Raw genomic sequence first — 19,564 nt, forward strand, 5'->3', positions numbered from 1 at the left:
GCGCAAGCTTTGTATGGTCGATTCAAAAATTTGATCAGTGGCGCATACGTCGCACGACTTACGTTGTCCTACAACATGCCTTTTTCGCGGCACGCGGTGTATCTGGCGGGCGATGCTGCTCTAGTGTTCGGCACTTGCACACGGAACTGGGGTGGGGTACCCAGTGCAATGCCCCCAGCAGGTCGGCGGGATCCCGGTTAACCCGGGGTACCTACGGCGCCCTATTGCCTTCACACATCTGTTGTCGTACGATGACTGATAACTCGGATGATCTGCCACTCGCGGTCAGCCGCCTCTGCCACCCGGGCGCCCGCCCTCCAGGATTGCCGCAATGCTCGCACCCATCGAACTCAAGCAAATCGTCTCCGAAGGCCTGCTGTCCTTCCCCATCACCGACTTCGACGCCCGCGGCGATTTCGCACCGCGGTCGTACGCCGCCCGCCTCGAGTGGCTGGCCCCCTACGGCGCCACCGCGTTGTTCGCGGCCGGCGGCACCGGCGAGTTTTTCTCGCTGACGCCGCAGGATTACTCGGCCGTGGTCGACACCGCCGTGCGCACCTGCGCCGGCAAGGTGCCGATCCTGGCCGGCGCCGGCGGCCCGACCCGCACCGCCATTGCCTATGCGCAGGAAGCGCAGCGCCTGGGCGCCGCCGGCGTGCTGCTGCTGCCGCACTACCTGACCGAAGCCAGCCAGGACGGCATTGCCGCCCACGTCGAGCAAGTCTGCAAGTCGGTCGATATCGGCGTGATCGTCTACAACCGCGCCAATTCGAAGCTCAACGCCGAGCAGCTGGTCCGTCTGGCCGAGCGCTGCCCCAACCTGATTGGTTTCAAGGACGGCGTGGGCGACATCGAGGCCATGGTCAGCATCCGCCGCAAGCTGGGCGACCGCTTTTCCTACCTGGGTGGCCTGCCCACCGCCGAGGTCTATGCCGCGGCCTACAAGGCGCTGGGCGTGCCGGTGTATTCGTCGGCGGTGTTCAACTTCATCCCGAAGACGGCGATGGACTTCTACCGCGCCATCGCCGCGGACGACCACGACACCGTGGGCCGCCTGATCGACGACTTCTTCCTGCCCTACCTTGCGATCCGCAATCGCAAGGCCGGCTACGCCGTGAGCATCGTCAAGGCGGGCGCGCGCCTGGTAGGCCGCGACGGCGGTCCGGTGCGCGCGCCGCTGACCGACCTGACCGGCGAGGAAATGGAGATGCTGGGCGCGCTGGTCAACCAGCTCGGCCCGCAGTAACGGTCCTGCCGTTTCGGCACGCAGGCCGCCGCCAGGCCGTCCTCGCATTGCCTCGTATCGCATTTCGACCAGCCGGCCGCGGGGCGCATGCCCTCCGGCCGGCGTCCCCGTTCTTAACGCTGACAAGGAACCTTCCATGCAAATCACCGGCGACATGCTGATCGGCGCACAAGCCGTGCGCGGCACCGAAGCGACGCTCCAGGCGATCAACCCCGCCACCGGCGCGGCGCTCGGCCCAGACTTCCACGGCGGCGGCCAGGCCGAGGTCGAGCGCGCCTGCGCGCTGGCCGAAGCCGCCTTCGACACTTACCGCAACACCACGCCCGAACAGCGCGCAACCTTCCTCGAGGCCATTGCAGCGGGCATCGAGGCGCTGGGCGACACGCTGATCGAGCGCGCCCACCTGGAAAGCGCGCTGCCCATCGCGCGCCTGCAGGGCGAGCGCGGCCGCACCGCCGGCCAGCTGCGCCTGTTCGCCACGGTGCTGCGCGAAGGCCGTTGGCAGCAAGCCACCTTCGACCCCGCGCTGCCCGAGCGCACCCCGCCGCGCCCGGACCTGCGCATGCAGCGCATCGCCATCGGCCCGGTGGCGGTGTTCGGCGCGAGCAATTTCCCGCTGGCCTTTTCGGTGGCTGGCGGCGACACCGCCGCGGCGCTGGCCGCCGGCTGCCCGGTGGTGGTCAAGGCGCATTCGGCGCACCTGGGTACCTCCGAACTGGTCGGGCGGGTCATCCAGCAGGCCGTGCAGGACGCGGGCCTGCCGCAGGGCGTGTTCTCGCTGCTGGTGGGCGCAGGCAATGTCATCGGCACGGCGCTGGTGTCGCACCCGGCGATCCAGGCCGTCGGCTTTACCGGCTCGCGTGCCGGCGGCATGGCGCTGATGCGCGCCGCCAACGCGCGCCCGCAGCCGATCCCCGTGTACGCCGAGATGAGCAGCATCAACCCGGTGTTCCTGCTGCCCGCCGCACTCGACGCGCGCGGCGAGGAAATCGGCCGCCAGCTGGTCGATTCGCTGGTGCTGGGGGTCGGCCAGTTCTGCACCAACCCCGGTCTGGTGATCGGTATCGAAGGCCCCGCGCTGGACAAGTTCCGCGCGGCGGCGCTCGACGCGCTGCAAGGCAAGCCGGCGGCCACCATGCTGACACCCGGCATCCATGCCGCCTATGAGCAGGGCGTGGCGCAGCTGTCATCGCTCGACGGGCTGCGGCGCATCGGCAACGGCGTCGACGCCAGCGGCGCAAACCAGGCGCGGCCGGCGATGTTCGAAACCACCGCCGCGCAGTTCCTGGCGGACCATCGCATGCAGGCCGAGGTGTTTGGCCCGTCGACGGTCCTGGTGGTGTGCCGCGATATGGAAGAGATGCTGACCGTGGCGCGGCATCTGGAGGGCCAGCTGACGGCGACAATGCAGCTCGACGACGCCGACCACGCGGCCGCGCAGCGCCTGCTGCCGGTGCTGGAACGCAAGGCCGGTCGCGTGCTGTGCAACGGCTACCCCACCGGCGTCGAGGTGGCATACGCGATGGTGCATGGCGGGCCGTTCCCGGCAACTTCGGATGTGCGGACCACGTCGGTGGGCGCTACGGCGATCGACCGCTTCCTGCGGCCGGTTTGCTATCAGAACCTGCCGCAAGGGCTGCTGCCGGGAGCGCTGCGGAAATAAGGCAAGACGCTGGGATGTGCCCCGCCTGGTGCGGGGCTTTTTGTTTTTGGAAAGCCCACAGGCTTATCCGATTTCCGGCTGGGTACTCCCTCTCCCGCTTGCGGGAGAGGGGAGCAAACCACCGCCGTATAGAGCCCCCAAAAAAAGACGGCCCGCATTCACCATGCGAGCCGTGCTACCGCCACCACCACATCAAGCCTCCAGCTTGATCCCCGCCTGCTTCACCACCCCCGCCCAGCGCGATTGCTCGGCGACGAAGAACTTGCCGGTCTCGCCCGGCGTCATCGTCACCACTTCGGCGCCCTGCGCCACGAGCTGCGCGCGCAGGTCCGGCGCGCGGATGATGCGGATCAGCTCGCCGCTGATGCGCGCCACCATCGCGTCGGGCATGCTGGCCGGCGCCATCACGCCCTGCCAGGTGCCCGATTCGAAGTTCGGCACACCCTGCTCGGCAATGGTTGGCACGTTCTGCAGCAGCGGCATGCGCGTGCGCTTGGATTGCGCGATCAGCTTGAGCTTGCCCGACTGCACATGCGGCAGCGTGGCAAGCATGCCGTTCATCAGCACCTGGGCGCTGCCGCCGACGGTATCGGCAATCGCCTGCGAGCCGCCCTTGTAAGGCACGTATTGCCACTTGGCGCCGGTGGCCTGCTCCACCGCCACGCCGGCCAGGTGCGGCGCGCTGCCGATGGCGGTCACGGCAAAATTGAGCTGGCTGCGCTGCGACAGCGCCACCAGTTCCTTCACGGTCGCGACCTGCACCGAAGGATGCACCACCAGCAGGTGCGGCGAATACGCCAGCATCGACACCGGCTTGAGATCCTTGGCGATATTGAAGGTCAGCTTGGTGTACACCGACGGGCTGATGGCCAGCGCGCCGATATCGCACAGCAACAGCGTGTGGTTGTCGGTGGCCTGCGCGACCAGCGCCGCGCCGACGTTGCCATTGGCACCGGGGCGGTTGTCCACCACCACCGACTGCCCCAGCGCCTCGCCCAGCTGCTTGCTGATCAGGCGCGCGATGATGTCCGACGAGCCACCGGCGGTGTACGGCACCACCAGGCGGATCGGACGGTTGGGCCAGTCCGGCGCGGCGTGCGCGGCCGGTGACAGCCCGGCGAGCGGCCCCGCCGCCAGGCCGGCGGCCAGTGCGGAAGATTGCTTGAGAAAGTTGCGGCGTCCGTGGGTCATGCTGTGGTCTCCTGTCGATGGCGCGCGCGCCGGCGCGGCACGGGTGAACGTGCAGGGCGGGCGCGGGCGGTGCTTTTGCTTTGGTTTTGGGTGCGATGGCGTCAGTCCAGCGCGATCTTGCCCTTCTCGATCACGGTCTTCCAGCGCTGCAATTCCTGCGCCTCGAACTGGTTGAACTGCTCGGGCGTGTTGGCCACCACCTCGAACCCGCTCTCCGTCAGCGTCTGGCGCATCTTCGGGTCGTTCAGCGACGACACCAGCGCGCCGTGCAGGCGGCTCTTGATCGCGGGCGGCAGGCCGCGCGGCGCGGCCACGCCCTGCCAGGAGTAGACCTCGACATCCTTGACGCCGGCCTCGGCCATGGTGGGCACATTGGGCAGCACCGGCGAGCGCTTGTCAGAGGTCACCGCCATCGCCTTGAGCTTGCCGGCGCGGATATGCTGCAACACGGCGTTGATGTTCTGGAACGACACGTCGACCTGGCCGGCCAGCAGGTCGGAGATGGCCGGGCCGCCGCCCTTGTAAGGCACGTGCAGGCCGTCGGTGGCGCTTTTCTGCCAGAACAGTGCCGCGGTCAGGTGGTCGGACGAGCCTGCGCCGGACGAGGCAAAGCTGACCTTGCCCGGGTTCTTCTTCATGTAGGCCACCAGTTCCGCCAGCGTGTTGGCCGGGAACCGCGGATTGGCGACCAGCACGTTGGGCGCGCGCACCGCAACGGTCAGCAGGTCGAAATCCTTGGCCGGGTCATAGGCCAGGTTCTTCTGCAGGAACGGGTTCACCGCATAGACGCCGATCGAAGCGACCATCATGGTGTAGCCGTCGGCCGGCGCGCGCTTGACGTAGGTGGCGCCGATGGCGCCGGTGGCGCCGGGACGGTTGTCGATCACGAACGGCTGGCCCAGTTTCTCATTGAGCGGCACCGTCAGCATGCGCGCGATGGCGTCGCTGGAGCCGCCCGGCGGGAACGGCACCACTACCGATACCGGGCGTTGCGGCCATTCCTGCGCCGCGGCGCCGGCCGTGGCGCTGAAGGTGAGGGCCGCCACCGCGGCGACCGAGCCGAGCGCGACGGCGCGCAGCCAGCGGTTCAGGCGCGGCGCGCCCTGGCATGGGAAGGTGTACATCATTGTCTCCTGCAGTGTCTTGATGAAGGGGGCCGGCCGTCCCGATGGCGGCAGCGGCCGTTGGCGTCTTCGCCGGTGCCGTGTCAGCGCACCATGCACGGCGCCTTGTTGTTGAACTTCCAGCCTGGGATCAGGAACTGCATCGCCGCGGCATCGTCGCGCGCGCCCAGGCCCTTGCGCTGGTACAGCTCGTGCGCGCGCGCCAGGGCGTCCAGGTCGAGCTCGACGCCCAGCCCCGGGGTCTTGGGCACCTGCACCAGCCCGCCTTCGATCTTGAGCGGGTTGCGGGTCAGGTGTTCGCCGTCCTGCCAGATCCAGTGCGTGTCGATGGCGGTAACGCGCCCCGGCGCGGCGGCCGCCACGTGGGTGAACATCGCCAGCGAGATATCGAAGTGGTTGTTCGAATGCGAGCCCCAGGTGAGGCCCCATTCGGCGCACATCTGCGCCACCCGCACCGAGCCCTGCATGGTCCAGAAGTGCGGGTCGGCCAGCGGGATGTCGACCGACTGCAGCCGTACCGCGTGACCCATCTGGCGCCAGTCGGTGGCGATCATGTTGGTCGCGGTGGGCAGGCCGGTGGCGGTGCGGAATTCGGCCATGATCTCGCGCCCCGAGTAGCCGTCCTCGGCACCGCACGGGTCTTCGGCATAGGCCAGCACGCCACGCTTGTCGCGGCACAGGCGCACGGCTTCCGCCAGCGACCACGCGCCGTTGGGGTCCAGCGTGATGCGGGCCTTCGGGAAGCGCTCGGCCAGCGCCAGGATCGCCTCCATCTCTTCATCGCCGCGCAGCACGCCGCCCTTGAGCTTGAAGTCGTTGAAGCCGTAGCGCTCATACGCCGCTTCGGCCAGCCGCACCACGGCCTCGGGCGTCATCGCCACTTCATTGCGCAGGCGGAACCAGGCGTTGTCCGCGTCCGGCTCGGTGCGGTAGTCCAGCGTGGTGCGCTGGCGCTCGCCGATATAGAACAGGTAGCCCAGCATCTCGACCGCGTCGCGCTGCTGGCCTTCACCCAGCAGCGCGGCCACCGGCACTTCCAGGTGCTGGCCGAGCAGGTCGAGCAGCGCCGCCTCCAGCGCCGTAACAGCGTGGATGGTGATGCGCAAGTCGAAGGTCTGCAGGCCGCGACCACCGGCATCGCGGCCGGCAAAGGCCGCGCGCACGCGGTTCAGCAGGGCCTGGTACTGTCCGATGGGCTGGCCCACCAGCAGCGGCCGCGCGTCCTCCAGGGTCTGGCGGATGCCTTCGCCGCCTGGCACTTCGCCCACGCCGGTATGGCCGGCGCTGTCGCGCACGATCACGATATTGCGCGTGAAGTACGGGCCATGGGCGCCGGACAGGTTCATCAGCATGCTGTCATGCCCGGCGACGGGCACCACGGTCAGTTCGGTCACGACCGGGGTGTGGGCGGACGCCATGGGGGTGGCGGTAAGGGTCATCTCAGGACTGTCTCCGGCATTGCCGCGGGGCGTACGATCAGCCACCCGGGCCTCAGTGTTGCGTATGTTATCTGTCATCGTATGACTGATAACCCAGTATAATGAGGCCATCTCGAACCGGTCAAGTCCGGGAAACCCCGCCCGTATCCGTCTCCGTACGCAGCTGCCATGCCGAACGCACAACCCCTTGTTCCCGCCCCCAGCCCCACCCCGCTGCGCCGCCGCGGCCGCACGCTTGCCGAAGAAGTCGTACAAGCCCTTGGCGAGCAGATCCGCCAGGGCGAGCTCAAGCCCGGCGATAAGCTGCCCACTGAATCCGAGATCATGGCCGCCATGGGTGTCAGCCGCACCGTAGTGCGCGAGGCGCTGTCGCGGCTGCAGGCCAGCGGCCAGGTGGAAACGCGCCACGGCATCGGCACGTTCGTGCTGGAACGCCCGGCCGAGGCGCCCTCTCCGTTCCGGATCGGGCCGGACGCGCTGGGCACGGCCATGGATGTGATGGCAATGCTGGAGTTTCGCGTCAGCGTGGAGGCGGAGGCTGCCGGCCTGGCCGCCGCGCGCCGCACCGAGGCACAGCTGGCGGCGATGCGCCAGGCGCTGGATGAACTCAAGCACGGTGCCGGCGCCGGCAATGACGCCGTGGAAAGCGACTTCGCCTTCCACCTGGCCATCGCACGCGCCACCGGCAACCGCTATTTCACCGACATCATGGGCCACCTGGGCACCATGGTGATCCCGCGCAGCCGCCTGCAGGTCAGCTCCCCGGAACGGGTCCAGTACCTGGAACGCGTCAGCATCGAGCACGAAAACATCTACGACGCGATCGAGCGCCGCGACCCCGATGCCGCCAAGGCCGCCATGCGCATGCACCTGACCAACAGCCGCGAGCGGCTGCGCAAGGCCTCGGGCTCGGCCAGCCCGCAAGGCTGAAGCGCGGCGCGCATGCCGGGGGCATGCGCCGTTAAGTTATACGATGTCTAATGAGAACGCGTGCGGGCGCTCGCCCTAGGGCGTCAGCCGGCACCGGCGGGCGAAGTCGACCAGTTCAACCAGCGACGACACTTGCAGCTTGTTCATGATGCGAGCCTTGTAGCTGCTGACGGTCTTGTTGCTGATAAACAGGCTCTCGCTGATGGCCTTGTACGACATGCCGCGCGCCAGCATCTGCAGCACCACCAGTTCCTTGTCGGACAGCCGCCGCAGCATCTCGTCGTCGGCCGACATCGACTGGCGCGGCGCGCCGCCGCGCCCCAGCAGCGGAAACACGGTGTAGCCGGCCAGCACCGCCTCGACCGCGCGCAGGATCTCCTTGATGTCCTGCGTCTTGCTGACGAAGCCCTGTGCGCCGGCCTGCCAGGAGCGGCTGACGAACACTGCCGGGTCCAGCGCCGTTACCACCAGGATGCGCACCTGCGGATGGATCGCGCGCAGGCGCGGCGCCACGTCGAGCCCGCTCGAGCGCGGGATGTCCAGGTCCAGCAGCACCAGGTCCGGCATGCGCGCGCGCACCATTTCAATGGCGCATTGGCCGTTGTCCGCCTCGATCACCTCGTCGACGCCAAGCAGTTGCGACAGATGGTGCCGAAGCACCAGCCGCATCGCCGGATGGTCGTCAACGATCAGGATGGTTGTCATGCGCAGGTCCGAGGTTCGAGGCAGGCATCGGGCTCAGGCAGCATCCCCGGCAGCAATGGGAAAGCACTAACGGCGCACGCCGGTACGCGATGCCACGCCAGTATAGGGAGCGGCAAGCGCGCACAGGATGGGAGGAATCCGCATCGCTTGCAGCGAAAATCCTAGGCCGGCCTCAGACGTGCGGCGCTGCGCGCGGGCCGCGCCGGCGCCGGCCCCGGGCGCGTGTCCCTGCCCGCGGCAGGGACAACGGCAAGCGGCCAGTGGTGCTACTCTATTCGGGCGTGTTTCATCATTCCATCCATGGAGAACACTGTGCCCCGCAAGACCCCCATCGAGCGCTACCGCAATATCGGCATCAGCGCGCATATCGACGCCGGCAAGACCACCACCACCGAGCGCATCCTGTTCTACACGGGCGTCAACCACAAGCTGGGCGAAGTGCACGATGGCGCGGCCACCATGGACTGGATGGAGCAGGAGCAGGAGCGCGGCATCACCATCACCTCGGCCGCCACCACCGCTTTCTGGAAAGGCATGGCCGGCAACTACCCCGAGCACCGCATCAACATCATCGATACGCCCGGACACGTCGACTTCACCATCGAAGTCGAGCGTTCCATGCGCGTGCTGGACGGCGCCTGCATGGTCTACGACGCGGTCGGCGGGGTGCAGCCGCAATCCGAAACGGTCTGGCGCCAGGCCAACAAGTACGCGGTGCCGCGCATCGCGTTCGTCAACAAGATGGACCGCGTCGGCGCCGACTTCTTCCGCGTGCAGACGCAGATCGCCGACCGCCTCCGGGGCCGCGCGGTGCCGATCCAGATTCCACTGGGCGCCGAGGACCACTTCCAGGGCGTGGTCGACCTGGTCAAGATGAAGGCGATCGTCTGGGACGATGCCAGCCAGGGCGTGCGCTTCGAGTACCGGGACATTCCCGCCGAGCTGCTCGCCACCGCGCAGGAATGGCGCGACAAGATGATCGAGGCCGCGGCCGAGGCCGACGAGGCGCTGCTGAACCAGTACCTGTCCGGCGAGCCGCTGACCGAGGAGCAGATCAAGCAGGGCCTGCGCAAGCGCACCATCGCCAACGAGATCGTGCCAATGCTGTGCGGCAGCGCCTTCAAGAACAAGGGCGTGCAAAGCATGCTCGACGCCGTGATCGACTACCTGCCATCGCCCGCCGACGTGCCCGCCATCCTGGGCCACACCGAAGACGACCGTGACGCCGAGCGGCATCCCAGCGACGACGAGCCCTTCGCCGCGCTGGCGTTCAAGATCATGACCGACCCCTTTGTCGGCCAGCTGATCTTCTTTCGCGTGTATTCCGGCGTGGTCAACTCCGGCGATAGCGTCTACAACCCGCTCAAGGGCAAGCGCGAGCGCCTGGGCCGCATCCTGCAGATGCACGCCAATGTGCGCCACGAGATCAAGGAGGTGCGCGCCGGCGACATCGCCGCGGCGGTGGGCCTGAAGGAAGCCACCACCGGCGACACGCTGTGCGATCCCGACAAGGTCATCATCCTGGAGCGCATGACCTTTCCGGAGCCGGTGATCTCGCAGGCGGTGGAGCCCAAGACCAAGGCCGACCAGGAGAAGATGGGCGTCGCGCTGAACCGGCTGGCGCAGGAAGACCCGTCGTTCCGCGTGACCACGGACGAGGAATCCGGGCAGACCATCATCTCCGGCATGGGCGAGCTGCACCTGGAAATCCTGGTCGACCGGATGCGGCGCGAATTCGGCGTGGAGGCCTCGGTCGGCAAGCCGCAGGTGGCGTACCGCGAGACCATCCGCCAGCCGGCCCGGGACGTCGAGGGCAAGTTCATCAAGCAGTCGGGCGGGCGCGGCCAGTACGGCCACGTGGTGCTCAACCTCGAGCCGATGCCGCACGGCGGCGGCTATGAGTTCGTCGATGCGATCAAGGGCGGCGTGGTGCCGCGCGAGTTCATCCCCGCGGTGGACAAGGGCATCCGCGAAACCATGCAGTCAGGCGTGCTGGCCGGCTACCCGGTGGTCGACATCAAGGCCACGCTGGTGTTCGGCTCCTACCACGACGTCGACTCCAACGAAAACGCCTTCCGCATGGCCGGCTCGATGGCATTCAAGGAAGGCATGCGCCGTGCCCGGCCGGCGCTGCTCGAGCCGATGATGGCGGTCGAGGTGGAAACGCCCGAGGAATTCACCGGCAACGTGATGGGCGACCTGTCCTCGCGCCGCGGCATGGTGCACGGCATGGAAGACATCGCCGGCGGCGGTGGCAAGATCGTGCGCGCCGAAGTGCCGCTGGCCACCATGTTCGGCTACTCCACCACGCTGCGCTCGCTGACGCAGGGACGCGCGACCTTTACGATGGAGTTCAAGCACTACGCCGAGGCGCCGGCCAATGTGGCGGAAGCGGTGATCTCGGCGAAACGGGCGGGCTGACGGCGACCCACGCAAGGGGTCGCGCGGGGACTTCGTCGACGCGCCGGCCCTGAGCTGGGCGCGCGCCCGCCGGCGGGCGCGCGCCCAGGCGGCATATTGAAGACCTGCGCCGTGCCCCTTGGCTGCCGCCACCCACCGGGGGCGCGCTATCCGCCTTTGCGTTGCGGTGGCACCACGGCGCCGCTCGCGCAGTGCCAGTGCCGATGCGTTGTTTTTGCAAGCCCCGCGAAAGAATTACCACCACTGCTTGCTCGCCAGGGCGGCCGGGGGCCGCGCGGGGCGCCGCCGCCCGGCGATCCGCGCAGAAACCACGCCAAACCGACGCAGGCATGGTCATTGCGCACGCCATGCATTCCACCGTCTCGCGACAAGGAGCACAGCATGCAAACCCAACCTCCCAGCAGTCAAGGCGCAGCCATCGTCGGTTCCGGCGTGGGCGAAGGCCCGGGCCCGGAAGTGATGGCCGCTTCCAGCCTGGATGGCACCAAGGCTTATTCGTCCGATGGCGAGCATGTCGGCAAGATCTCGGAGATCATGCTGGACGTGCCGCACGGCCGCATTGCCTATGCGGTGCTGACCACCGGTGGCTTCCTCGGCATAGGTGACACCTTGCACGCCATCCCGTGGAATGCGCTGGTCATGGATACCGACGAAAAGTGCTTCCGGATCGCCGTGACGGCGGACCGGATCAAGTCCGCCCCGGGCTTCAACAAGGACAGCTGGCCAAGCATGGCCGACCCGCAATGGGGCAAGTCGCTGCACGAATACTACGGGCGTGACCCGTACTGGATCTCTCCGCCGCTGTAATCGGATTGCAGCAAGCTGCGGGATCGGGCCGCGAGTGCGCCGCCACAGGCGCCCCGCGGCCTGCTTGCATTGCGCGGCAAGGCTAGGCACAGTCTGACCCAGACGCGCGGGCCGAACGCCGGGGCCGGTGCGCCCCGCGAGACGACCATGAGGACACCCGCCGCCAGCATGACGCCCTTGCCTTCCCCGCCGCCCCCGACCGCCACTACCGCCGCCACCGCCGCCGCCAGCGCGGCGCCCGTCCCGCCTGCCGACATGCCCGGCTTTCTTGCCGGCGGCGGCGAAATGGGCGCGCTGATGCGCGCGTTCGACTGGGGCGCCACGCCGCTGGGACCGCCGCAGGGCTGGCCCCACAGCCTCAGGACGGCGCTGCGCATCATGCTGACTTCGCGCCAGCCCATCTGGATCGGCTGGGGCGATGCCTTGCACTTCTTCTACAACGACGCCTACAAATCGATCATCGGCGGCAAGCACCCCGGCGCGCTCGGCCAGCCCACTTCCGTGGTCTGGCGCGAGATCTGGCCCGAGATCGGCCCGCTGCTGGCCACCGCGATGACCGGCACCGAAGGCACCTTCGTCGAGCAGAAGCTGCTGATCATGGAGCGCAATGGCTATCCGGAGGAGACCTACTACACCTTTTCCTACAGCCCGGTGCCGAATGACCACGGCGGCACCGGCGGCATCATCTGCGCCAACAGCGACGATACCGAACGCGTACTGGCCGAGCGCCAGCTGAACGTGCTGCGCGACGTGGCGGCTTCGGCCAGCGATGCGCGCGCGTGGCGCGACGCCTGCGAACGCGCCGTCGCGGCGCTGTCGGCGGACCCGCGCGACATCGTCTTTGCGCTGCTGTACATTGCCGAGCCCGGCGCCCGCACGCTGCAGCGCGCCGGTGCCATCGGCATCGACGCCAGCCACCCCGGCGCACCGGCGCAGCTCGCGCTGGACGCGCAGTGGCCATGGCCCGTGGCCGACGTGCTGGCGCAGCAGCAGCCGGGCCTGGTCAGCGGCCTGGCCGCGCGCTTTGCGGTGCCGCTGCCCGGCGGCGCATGGGGCGTGCCGCCGTCGCGCGCGGCCGTGATCGAGGTTGCGCCATCCGGCAGCGCATCGCATCGCGGCGTGCTGGTGGTAGGCCTGAACCCGTTCCGCCTGTTCGATGACCGCTACCGCAGCTTCCTGACGCTGGCGGCGGGACAGATCGGCGCTGCCATGCACTCGGCGCTGGCCTATGAGGCGGAGCGCAAGCGCGCCGAAGCGCTGGCCGAGATCGATCGCGCCAAGACCGCGTTCTTCTCCAACATCAGCCATGAGTTCCGCACGCCGCTGACGCTGATGCTCGGCCCGCTGGAAGAACTGGTCCGCCGCGCCGGTTCCGGCGAAGACCGCGCCTTGCTGGAGATGACGCATCGCAACGGGCTGCGCCTGCTCAAGCTGGTCAATGCGCTGCTGGATTTTTCGCGGATCGAGTCCGGCCGCGTCACGATGCGCCGCCAGCCCACCGACCTGGCCGCGTTGACGGCGGACCTGGCCTCGCTGTTCCGCGCGAGCATCGAAGCGGCCGGGATCGCGCTGCAAGTCGACTGCCCTCCGCTCTGCCCGCCGCTGGCGCGCGCCGTGGCGGTAGACCGCGACATGTGGGAGACCATCGTGCTGAACCTGGTCTCGAACGCCTTCAAGTTCACCTTCGCCGGCACCATCCGCGTGGCCGTGGCCGCGCAAGGCGACGACACCGTGGCGTTCATCGTGCGCGACACCGGCATCGGCATTCCGGCGGCGGAACTGCCACGCATCTTCGAGCGCTTCCATCGCGTCGAAGGCGCCCAGGGGCGCACCATCGAAGGCAGCGGCATCGGCCTGGCGCTGGTGCAGGAACTGGTGCGGCTGCATGGCGGCACCATCGACGTGCAGAGCGTGCCAGGCGAAGGCACCTGCTTCACCGTGCGCTTGCCGGCCGGCGCGGACGCGGCCGGCGAGGCAACGAACACCGACGCCGCGCCGGCGTCAAGCAGCGTGCAGGCACGCGCCTATGCCGAGACGGCGCTGCGCTGGCCGCCGGCGCAGGTGCCACCGGCGATGGCGCGCTCGGATGAGCTTGCCGTGCCGTTTCCGCAAGCGGCATCCGAAGCGACGCCCGAAGCAAGCACCGAAGACGGCGATGCGGCCGGCGGCGCCCTGGTGCTGGTGGTGGACGATAACGATGACCTGCGCGACTACATGCGCCGCCTGCTGGGCGCCGCCGGCCATCGCGTCGCCGTGGCCGCCGACGGCGAGGCGGCGCTTGCGCTGGCGCGCACGCAGGCGCCGGCGCTGGTGGTCTCGGACGTGATGATGCCGCGCCTGGACGGCTTTGGCCTGGTGCGCGCGCTGCGTGCCGATGCCGACCTGAGCGATACGCCGGTGCTGCTGCTGTCTGCCCGTGCCGGCGAAGAGGCACGCGTCAGCGGCCTTGGCAGCGGCGCCGACGACTACCTGGTCAAGCCGTTTTCCGCGCGCGAGCTGCTGGCGCGCGTCGCCAGCAACCTGCGCCTGTCGGCGCTGCGCCGCGCCAGCGAGCGCAGGCTGCAGGAACTCAACGCCACGCTGGAACGCCGGGTCGCGCAAGCGGTGGCCGACCATGACCGCTTGTGGGAGCTGAGCGAAGACCTGCTGATCGTGGCGCGCTTCGATGGCTGCCTGCAGCGGGTCAGCCCGGCCTGGACCCGCACGCTCGGCCACGCGCCGCAGCAGGTGCTGGGACGCGCGTATTTGTCGTTCATCTACGCCGACGACGTGGTCGGCGCCAGCGCGCAGCTGGACGCGCTGCGCCATGAAGGCGTGCCGGTGCGCTTCGAATGCCGGCAGCAGCGCGCCGACGGCGCGCTGCGCTGGCTGGCCTGGACGCTGTCGGTCGATCCGGCCAACGGCCATATCCACGGCGTCGGCCGCGACGTCACCGGCGACCGCGAAGCCCAGGCCGCGCTGCGCCATGCCGACGAGGCCCTGCGCACGGCGCAGAAGATGGAGGCGATCGGCAACCTGACCGGCGGCGTCGCCCATGACTTCAACAACCTGCTGCAGGTGATCGGCGGCAACCTGCAGTTGCTGGCGCGTGACCTGGCCGACGATGACCGCGCCGAGCCGCGCCTGCGCAACGCGCTGGCGGGCGTCGCGCGCGGCGCCAAGCTGGCGTCGCAGTTGCTGGCCTTCGGGCGGCGCCAGCCGCTGGCGCCCCGCGTGGTCAACCTGGGCCGGCTGGTGCGCACGCTGGACGACATGCTGCGCCGGGCGCTGGGCGACGGCATCGAGATTGAGACGGTGGTGTCGCCCGACCAGTGGAACACACTGGTCGACCCCTTCCAGGTCGAGAACGCGCTGCTGAACCTGGCGATCAACGCCCGCGACGCCATGCACGGGCATGGGCGCCTCACCATCGCGGCGCGCAACGCCCTGCCGGGCGAAGCCGGCGACGAAGCCGCGGCCGCGTCAACGCAGTATGTGCTGCTGTCCGTCACCGACACCGGCGTCGGCATGCCGCCCGAGGTGCAGGAGCGCGTGTTCGAGCCCTTCTTCACGACCAAGCCCGAGGGCCAGGGCACCGGCCTGGGCCTGAGCATGGTGTATGGCTTCATCCGCCAGTCCGACGGCCACGTGAAGATCTTCAGCGAGCCCGGGCGCGGCACCACGGTCACGCTGTTCCTGCCACGCGTGCGCCGGGACGAAGACCCGGATATCGAAGTGGACGCAGGCCCCGCGCGCGGCGGCAGCGAGACCGTGCTGGTGGTGGAAGACGACGAAGACGTGCGTGCCACGGTGGTCGAGATGCTTGCCAGCCTGGGTTATCACGTGCTGCGCGCGCGCGACGCACACAGCGCGCTGGCCATCGTGGAGGGGGGCGTGCCGGTAGACCTGCTGTTCAGCGATGTGGTGATGCCCGGCCCGCTGCGCAGCACGGAACTGGCGCGCAAGCTGCGCGAACGGCTGCCGGAGGTGGGCGTGCTGTTCACCTCGGGCTACGCCGACAGCGTCATCGTGCATGACGGGCGGCTCGATGCCGGCATCGAACTGCTCAGCAAGCCCTATACCCACGAGGCGCTGGCGCGCAAGGTGCGCCACGTGCTGGCCAATCGTAGCCAGCGCGCCGCGATGGTCGCGGACGCAACGCCGGTGGGCCACGCGCCAGAAGCCGCGCCGCTGCGCGTGCTGTGCGTCGACGACGACGCGCTGGTACGCGCCGGCACCGCGGAAGTGCTGCGCGCCTATGGCATGCACGCGCTCGAAGCGGACAGTGAAGCGACGGCGATGGCCATGCTGGCCGGCAATACGGTCGACGTGCTCGTGACCGACGTGGCGCTGGCCGGGGATTCCGGCGTGGACCTGGCACTGGCGGCATGCGCGCACCATCCGCGGCTGGGCGTGGTGTTCGCCACCGGCTACGCGCTGGACCTGACGCCGGCCCAGCGCGCCGGGCTTGGCGCAGTTGCGATGCTGCGCAAGCCGTATCCGCCGCAGAGACTGCTCGAGGTGCTGCGCGATGTCGTTGGCGATGCCGAGAGCAATGTCGCACGCCAGGCCGAAGCGTCCGGCCGGCCGCAACCGGCGAGCTGAGCGCGCCGCCACGCAACCTGTCGGCTCCGCCGCCCGGCCGCTCAACCGCTCAACCGGCAAACAGCCAGCAGGCGCCCGCGCCGGCCAGCCCGATGAGCGCCACGCCGGGCAGCAGGCGCTGCACCGCGCGCGGCGCGTAGGACAAGCCCAGCGCCACGGCGAGGGCACTGGCCGTCAGCATGCCCAGCCACGACACCGTGCCCACCGGCCCGCCCTGCGCGGCAATCTGCAGCCTCAACGCCAGCGTCAGCGCCAGCGCGCCGGCCAGGCGCAAACGCGCCACCGCGCCGCGCGTCGGCATGCTGCCGCGGCCATGGATATCGGCATGGTGGCGCTCGAGCGACAGCGCCAGGGCGGCAAACCCGGCCAGCGACAGCGCCAACGCAGCCAGCGCGTTCATGCGGCCTCCTGCGTGCCGGCGACGTTGCGCGGACGCGATGCCATGCGCGCGCCAGCAGGTTGGCGGCGGCCCGTCATCCATGCGGCGGCGCCCAACCCCAGGCCCAGCGCCAGCGACACCAGGTCAAACCCGGCCACGGCGGCCGGCCCGCGCCCCTGCAGCAGGGTCACGCCCAGATGCGACGCGGTGGTCAGCGCATTGAGCAGCGGGATGGTGCCGAACAAGAGCGCGCCCGCCCACAGCTGCGCGCGCCACATGCCGCGCGTGGGCCGGCACAGCGCCAGCAGCGCGCACGCGCCCCAGGCCATGAAGAACCAGCGGATCTCGGCCTCGGGCCGCTGCGCCATCGCCACCGGCAGCAGGCGGTTGGCCCAGAAGTAGCTGGCAAAGGCCACCGGCAGGCCGGCAATCGCGCCGATATTGAGCGCCTCGACCAGGCGCAGCCCAAACCCCGGCCGTCCCCGCGCGGCGATCGCCCTGGCCTGCTGCTGGCGCGTGCGCACGGCCCACAGGATCGCGCCAGTGGCCACCATGGCAGTGCCGGCCAGCCCGCACAGGAAGAACAGCGCGCGCAGGCCCGGCGCCGCAAAGCCGGCGATATGCAGGCCGGTCATGACGCTGCGCGTCAGTTCCGCGGCGGACTTGTTCTCGGCGTACATGCCGAGCAGGGCGCCGCTGGTACCCGCGAATTCGAGCGCCGGCGGATCGTGCGCGAGCGTAGCGGGCTCGGCGCGGCTGATCGTCACGGTTGCGTTGGCATCGCCCGGCAGGCTCACCACGATGCGGCGCACTGCCCCGCCCTGCCACGCGCGCTCGGCTTGCGCCATCATGTCCGGCACGCTCGCCAGGGGCGCGGCCGCGCCCGCGGCCTGGGGCGGCGGCGGGCGCAGCCTGGCCTGCGCCTGGAACGCGCGCTCGTCGCCGCGGTAGGCGGCCTCGATGCCCCACGGCATGTACATGAACAGCAGCGTGACCAGCCCCGTGTAGGTGATCATCAGGTGGAACGGCAGCGGCAGCACCGCCAGCGCGTTATGCGCATCGAGCCAGGAACGCTGGCCCTTGCCACGCCGGAAGGTAAAGAAATCAGCAAAGATGCGGCGATGGGTGATCACGCCGCTGACCATCGCCACCAGCATGAACATGGCGCAGAAGCCGGCAATCCAGCGCGCCCACCTGGCCGGCATGTAATGCAGGTCGAAGTGCAGCCGGTAGAGGAATTCGCCGCCGCGGGTCTCGCGCGCGGCTTGCAGCGGCGCACCGGTGGCCGGATCGAGCAGGCGCGTGTCGAAGCGGACCGGCTTGCCGTCGGCATCGCGGGGCGCCTGGCCCGGCTTGTAGGTCCACAGCACGTTGACCGTGTCGCGCCGCGCATCCGGCAGCGTGATGAGCCAGCGCGCGGCATTCGGCGCCTCGCGCTCGAGGTAGCGCAACGCGTTCTGCGCCACCTGCGCCGCCGGGATCTGCGTGCCGGCATCGGCGCGCGCGGTGCGATGCAGCTCTGGCCGCATCCACAGCGAAATCTCTTCCTTGTAGTAGCTGGCGGTGCCGCCGCAGAACATCAGCCACAACACCCAGCACACCAGCAGGCCGCTCCAGGTGTGCAGCCATGCCATCGACTGCCTGAATCCCGCGCGCATCACGCCGCCCGCCCAAGCGCCAGCATGGCCGACAGCAGCGCGGCCGGCAGCGCCAGCCCCAACCACGCGCGGCATGCGCTGCGCACCGCAAACACCCAGACCACCGCCCCGGCATAGATGGCGAACGACAGCAGCGTGGCCGTGGTCACGGCATCGTGCCGCGCCATCGGCAGGTAGAGCGCCAGCACCGCGGTGGCCAGCGCGGCCAGCGCATAGCCGCCGGCGATGGCGGCAACCGCGCGCGCGCCGACGCCGGCGCGATAGCGCCAGGGGCCGGCCTGGGTCACTTTGCTCATGCCGGCCCTCCCACGGCGGGGACATCACAGCAGGCGATGGGGATAGACAAACCGGGGTGGGGGATGGCGGGGACGGCAGACATGTGGCGAGGCGGATTTCGGGTCATCACGAATGATAACAATTCGCATTTTCTATCTCAAGGTCACCACTGTCCGCCTATGGCTCACCCCTGTTCATATCTCAATTTTTTTGAATAACTATGACAAGGAATGTTCCCTGTAAGGCGCATTCACTTCGCTATAGTTCCATCCATGGCAACGCACCAAGAAATAAGCGCCGCCGCAAACGATCAACTAATTTGAATTAACCAGGAGAATCCCATGTCGAACGCCCAGCTTGAAGTCCTGACCCCGCGCAACAGCCAGCTGATCATCATCGACCACCAGCCGCAGATGGCCTTCGGCGTCCAGTCGATGGATCGCCAGACCATGAAGAACAATGTGGTCGGGCTGGCCAAGGCGGCCAGCGTGTTCGACGTGCCGACCATCATCACCACGGTGGAGAGCGACTCGTTCTCGGGCCATACCTACCCGGAATTGCTCGATGTGTTTCCCGGCAAGCAGACCCTGGAGCGCACCTCGATGAATTCGTGGGACGACCAGAAGGTGCGCGATGCCCTGCAGGCCGCCGGCCGCAAGAAAGTGGTGGTGGCCGGACTGTGGACCGAGGTGTGCAACACCACCTTCGCACTGAGCGCGATGCTGGAAGGCGACTACGAGATCTACATGGTGGCCGACGCCTCGGGCGGCACCAGCAAGGAAGCGCACGACTACGCCATGCAGCGCATGATCCAGGCCGGCGTGGTGCCGGTGACGTGGCAGCAGGTCCTGCTGGAGTGGCAGCGCGACTGGAAGAACCGCGACACCTACGACGCCGTGATCGACATCGCCAGGGAACACTCGGGCGCGTACGGCATGGGTATCGACTATGCCTACACGATGGTGCACAAGGCCGCGCAGCGCACCGCGACGCCGCACGAGTCGGTCGCGCCGGTGCACGCCCCGGTGATCGAGCGCTGACCCGCGCCGGCTTCCGACGGGAGAAAACACCATGAACCCAAGCGCAAACCTTGCCCATGGCGCACTGCTGCTCGGATGCTGGCTGGCGCTCGGCACCACCA

14 protein-coding genes are annotated in these 19,564 nt (G+C 69.0%); 7 read left to right on the top strand and 7 right to left on the bottom strand.

What is annotated here, in order from left to right; genetic code table 11:
* Positions 1-331: 331 nt before the first annotated feature.
* Both kdgD and E5S69_RS26270 read left to right on the top strand, forming a co-directional pair.
* A complete protein-coding gene (kdgD, locus tag E5S69_RS26265; RefSeq protein WP_171517385.1) occupies positions 332-1,246 on the top strand; it encodes a 5-dehydro-4-deoxyglucarate dehydratase in 915 nt (304 codons plus the stop codon).
* 136 nt (positions 1,247-1,382) lie between these two features.
* Positions 1,383-2,909, top strand: coding sequence for an aldehyde dehydrogenase (NADP(+)) (locus tag E5S69_RS26270; protein WP_171517386.1), 1,527 nt, complete (start codon positions 1,383-1,385; stop codon positions 2,907-2,909).
* A 192-nt stretch (positions 2,910-3,101) separates the two neighbouring features.
* Here E5S69_RS26270 and E5S69_RS26275 read toward each other — a convergent pair whose 3' ends face one another.
* The 3 genes from E5S69_RS26275 to gudD form a co-directional block, all read right to left on the bottom strand.
* Positions 3,102-4,100, bottom strand: coding sequence for a Bug family tripartite tricarboxylate transporter substrate binding protein (locus tag E5S69_RS26275; protein ID WP_171517387.1), 999 nt, complete (start codon positions 4,098-4,100; stop codon positions 3,102-3,104).
* A 101-nt stretch (positions 4,101-4,201) separates the two neighbouring features.
* Positions 4,202-5,224, bottom strand: coding sequence for a Bug family tripartite tricarboxylate transporter substrate binding protein (locus E5S69_RS26280; RefSeq protein WP_171517388.1), 1,023 nt, complete (start codon positions 5,222-5,224; stop codon positions 4,202-4,204).
* Between the two features lie 83 nt (positions 5,225-5,307).
* Positions 5,308-6,663: a glucarate dehydratase gene (gene gudD / locus E5S69_RS26285; RefSeq protein ID WP_171517389.1), complete on the bottom strand. Its 1,356-nt coding sequence runs from the start codon at positions 6,661-6,663 to the stop codon at positions 5,308-5,310.
* 168 nt (positions 6,664-6,831) lie between these two features.
* Between gudD and E5S69_RS26290 the strand changes: the two genes are divergently transcribed.
* Positions 6,832-7,593 (top strand): FadR/GntR family transcriptional regulator, encoded by a 762-nt coding sequence (locus E5S69_RS26290; protein ID WP_171517390.1) that lies wholly within the window; start codon positions 6,832-6,834, stop codon positions 7,591-7,593.
* A 75-nt stretch (positions 7,594-7,668) separates the two neighbouring features.
* Here E5S69_RS26290 and E5S69_RS26295 read toward each other — a convergent pair whose 3' ends face one another.
* Entirely contained in the window at positions 7,669-8,298 is a 630-nt protein-coding gene (locus E5S69_RS26295; RefSeq protein ID WP_171517391.1) for a response regulator transcription factor, read from the bottom strand.
* A gap of 312 nt (positions 8,299-8,610) precedes the next feature.
* Between E5S69_RS26295 and fusA the strand changes: the two genes are divergently transcribed.
* From fusA to E5S69_RS26310, 3 genes are all read left to right on the top strand, one after another.
* Complete coding sequence (gene fusA, locus E5S69_RS26300; RefSeq protein ID WP_171517392.1) at positions 8,611-10,719, top strand: elongation factor G; 2,109 nt, start codon at positions 8,611-8,613, stop codon at positions 10,717-10,719.
* A gap of 381 nt (positions 10,720-11,100) precedes the next feature.
* Positions 11,101-11,526: a PRC-barrel domain-containing protein gene (locus E5S69_RS26305; protein ID WP_171517393.1), complete on the top strand. Its 426-nt coding sequence runs from the start codon at positions 11,101-11,103 to the stop codon at positions 11,524-11,526.
* A gap of 147 nt (positions 11,527-11,673) precedes the next feature.
* Positions 11,674-16,110, top strand: a complete 4,437-nt coding sequence (locus E5S69_RS26310; RefSeq protein WP_171517394.1) for a response regulator — start codon at positions 11,674-11,676, stop codon at positions 16,108-16,110.
* A 49-nt stretch (positions 16,111-16,159) separates the two neighbouring features.
* Here the strand turns inward: E5S69_RS26310 and E5S69_RS26315 are convergent, their stop codons facing one another.
* The 3 genes from E5S69_RS26315 to E5S69_RS26325 are packed head-to-tail and all read right to left on the bottom strand — an operon-like array spanning position 16,160 to position 18,443.
* Entirely contained in the window at positions 16,160-16,510 is a 351-nt protein-coding gene (locus E5S69_RS26315; protein ID WP_171517395.1) for a DUF3325 domain-containing protein, read from the bottom strand.
* Positions 16,507-18,147: a PepSY-associated TM helix domain-containing protein gene (locus E5S69_RS26320; protein ID WP_171517396.1), complete on the bottom strand. Its 1,641-nt coding sequence runs from the start codon at positions 18,145-18,147 to the stop codon at positions 16,507-16,509. The genes E5S69_RS26315 and E5S69_RS26320 overlap by 4 nt, the downstream gene beginning before the upstream one ends.
* Positions 18,147-18,443 carry a DUF3649 domain-containing protein gene (locus E5S69_RS26325; RefSeq protein ID WP_171517397.1) on the bottom strand — a complete coding sequence of 99 codons (297 nt, stop codon included), beginning with the start codon at positions 18,441-18,443 and terminating at the stop codon, positions 18,147-18,149. The genes E5S69_RS26320 and E5S69_RS26325 overlap by 1 nt, the downstream gene beginning before the upstream one ends.
* Positions 18,444-18,764: 321 nt before the next feature.
* Between E5S69_RS26325 and E5S69_RS26330 the strand changes: the two genes are divergently transcribed.
* Positions 18,765-19,463 (top strand): hydrolase, encoded by a 699-nt coding sequence (locus tag E5S69_RS26330; protein ID WP_171517398.1) that lies wholly within the window; start codon positions 18,765-18,767, stop codon positions 19,461-19,463.
* Positions 19,464-19,564 lie beyond the last annotated feature (101 nt).

It is taken from the genome of Cupriavidus necator, assembly GCF_013141915.1.
GTDB lineage: Bacteria > Pseudomonadota > Gammaproteobacteria > Burkholderiales > Burkholderiaceae > Cupriavidus > Cupriavidus necator_B.

Bases quoted from the DNA above. Each gene is read 5' to 3' on its own strand.
- kdgD (WP_171517385.1), top strand. From the start codon at position 332: ATGCTCGCACCCATCGAACTCAAGCAAATCGTCTCCGAAGGCCTGCTG.
- E5S69_RS26270 (WP_171517386.1), top strand. From the start codon at position 1,383: ATGCAAATCACCGGCGACATGCTGATCGGCGCACAAGCCGTGCGCGGC.
- E5S69_RS26275 (WP_171517387.1), bottom strand. From the start codon at position 4,100: ATGACCCACGGACGCCGCAACTTTCTCAAGCAATCTTCCGCACTGGCC.
- E5S69_RS26280 (WP_171517388.1), bottom strand. From the start codon at position 5,224: ATGTACACCTTCCCATGCCAGGGCGCGCCGCGCCTGAACCGCTGGCTG.
- gudD (WP_171517389.1), bottom strand. From the start codon at position 6,663: ATGACCCTTACCGCCACCCCCATGGCGTCCGCCCACACCCCGGTCGTG.
- E5S69_RS26290 (WP_171517390.1), top strand. From the start codon at position 6,832: ATGCCGAACGCACAACCCCTTGTTCCCGCCCCCAGCCCCACCCCGCTG.
- E5S69_RS26295 (WP_171517391.1), bottom strand. From the start codon at position 8,298: ATGACAACCATCCTGATCGTTGACGACCATCCGGCGATGCGGCTGGTG.
- E5S69_RS26305 (WP_171517393.1), top strand. From the start codon at position 11,101: ATGCAAACCCAACCTCCCAGCAGTCAAGGCGCAGCCATCGTCGGTTCC.
- E5S69_RS26310 (WP_171517394.1), top strand. From the start codon at position 11,674: ATGAGGACACCCGCCGCCAGCATGACGCCCTTGCCTTCCCCGCCGCCC.
- E5S69_RS26315 (WP_171517395.1), bottom strand. From the start codon at position 16,510: ATGAACGCGCTGGCTGCGTTGGCGCTGTCGCTGGCCGGGTTTGCCGCC.
- E5S69_RS26320 (WP_171517396.1), bottom strand. From the start codon at position 18,147: ATGCGCGCGGGATTCAGGCAGTCGATGGCATGGCTGCACACCTGGAGC.
- E5S69_RS26325 (WP_171517397.1), bottom strand. From the start codon at position 18,443: ATGAGCAAAGTGACCCAGGCCGGCCCCTGGCGCTATCGCGCCGGCGTC.
- E5S69_RS26330 (WP_171517398.1), top strand. From the start codon at position 18,765: ATGTCGAACGCCCAGCTTGAAGTCCTGACCCCGCGCAACAGCCAGCTG.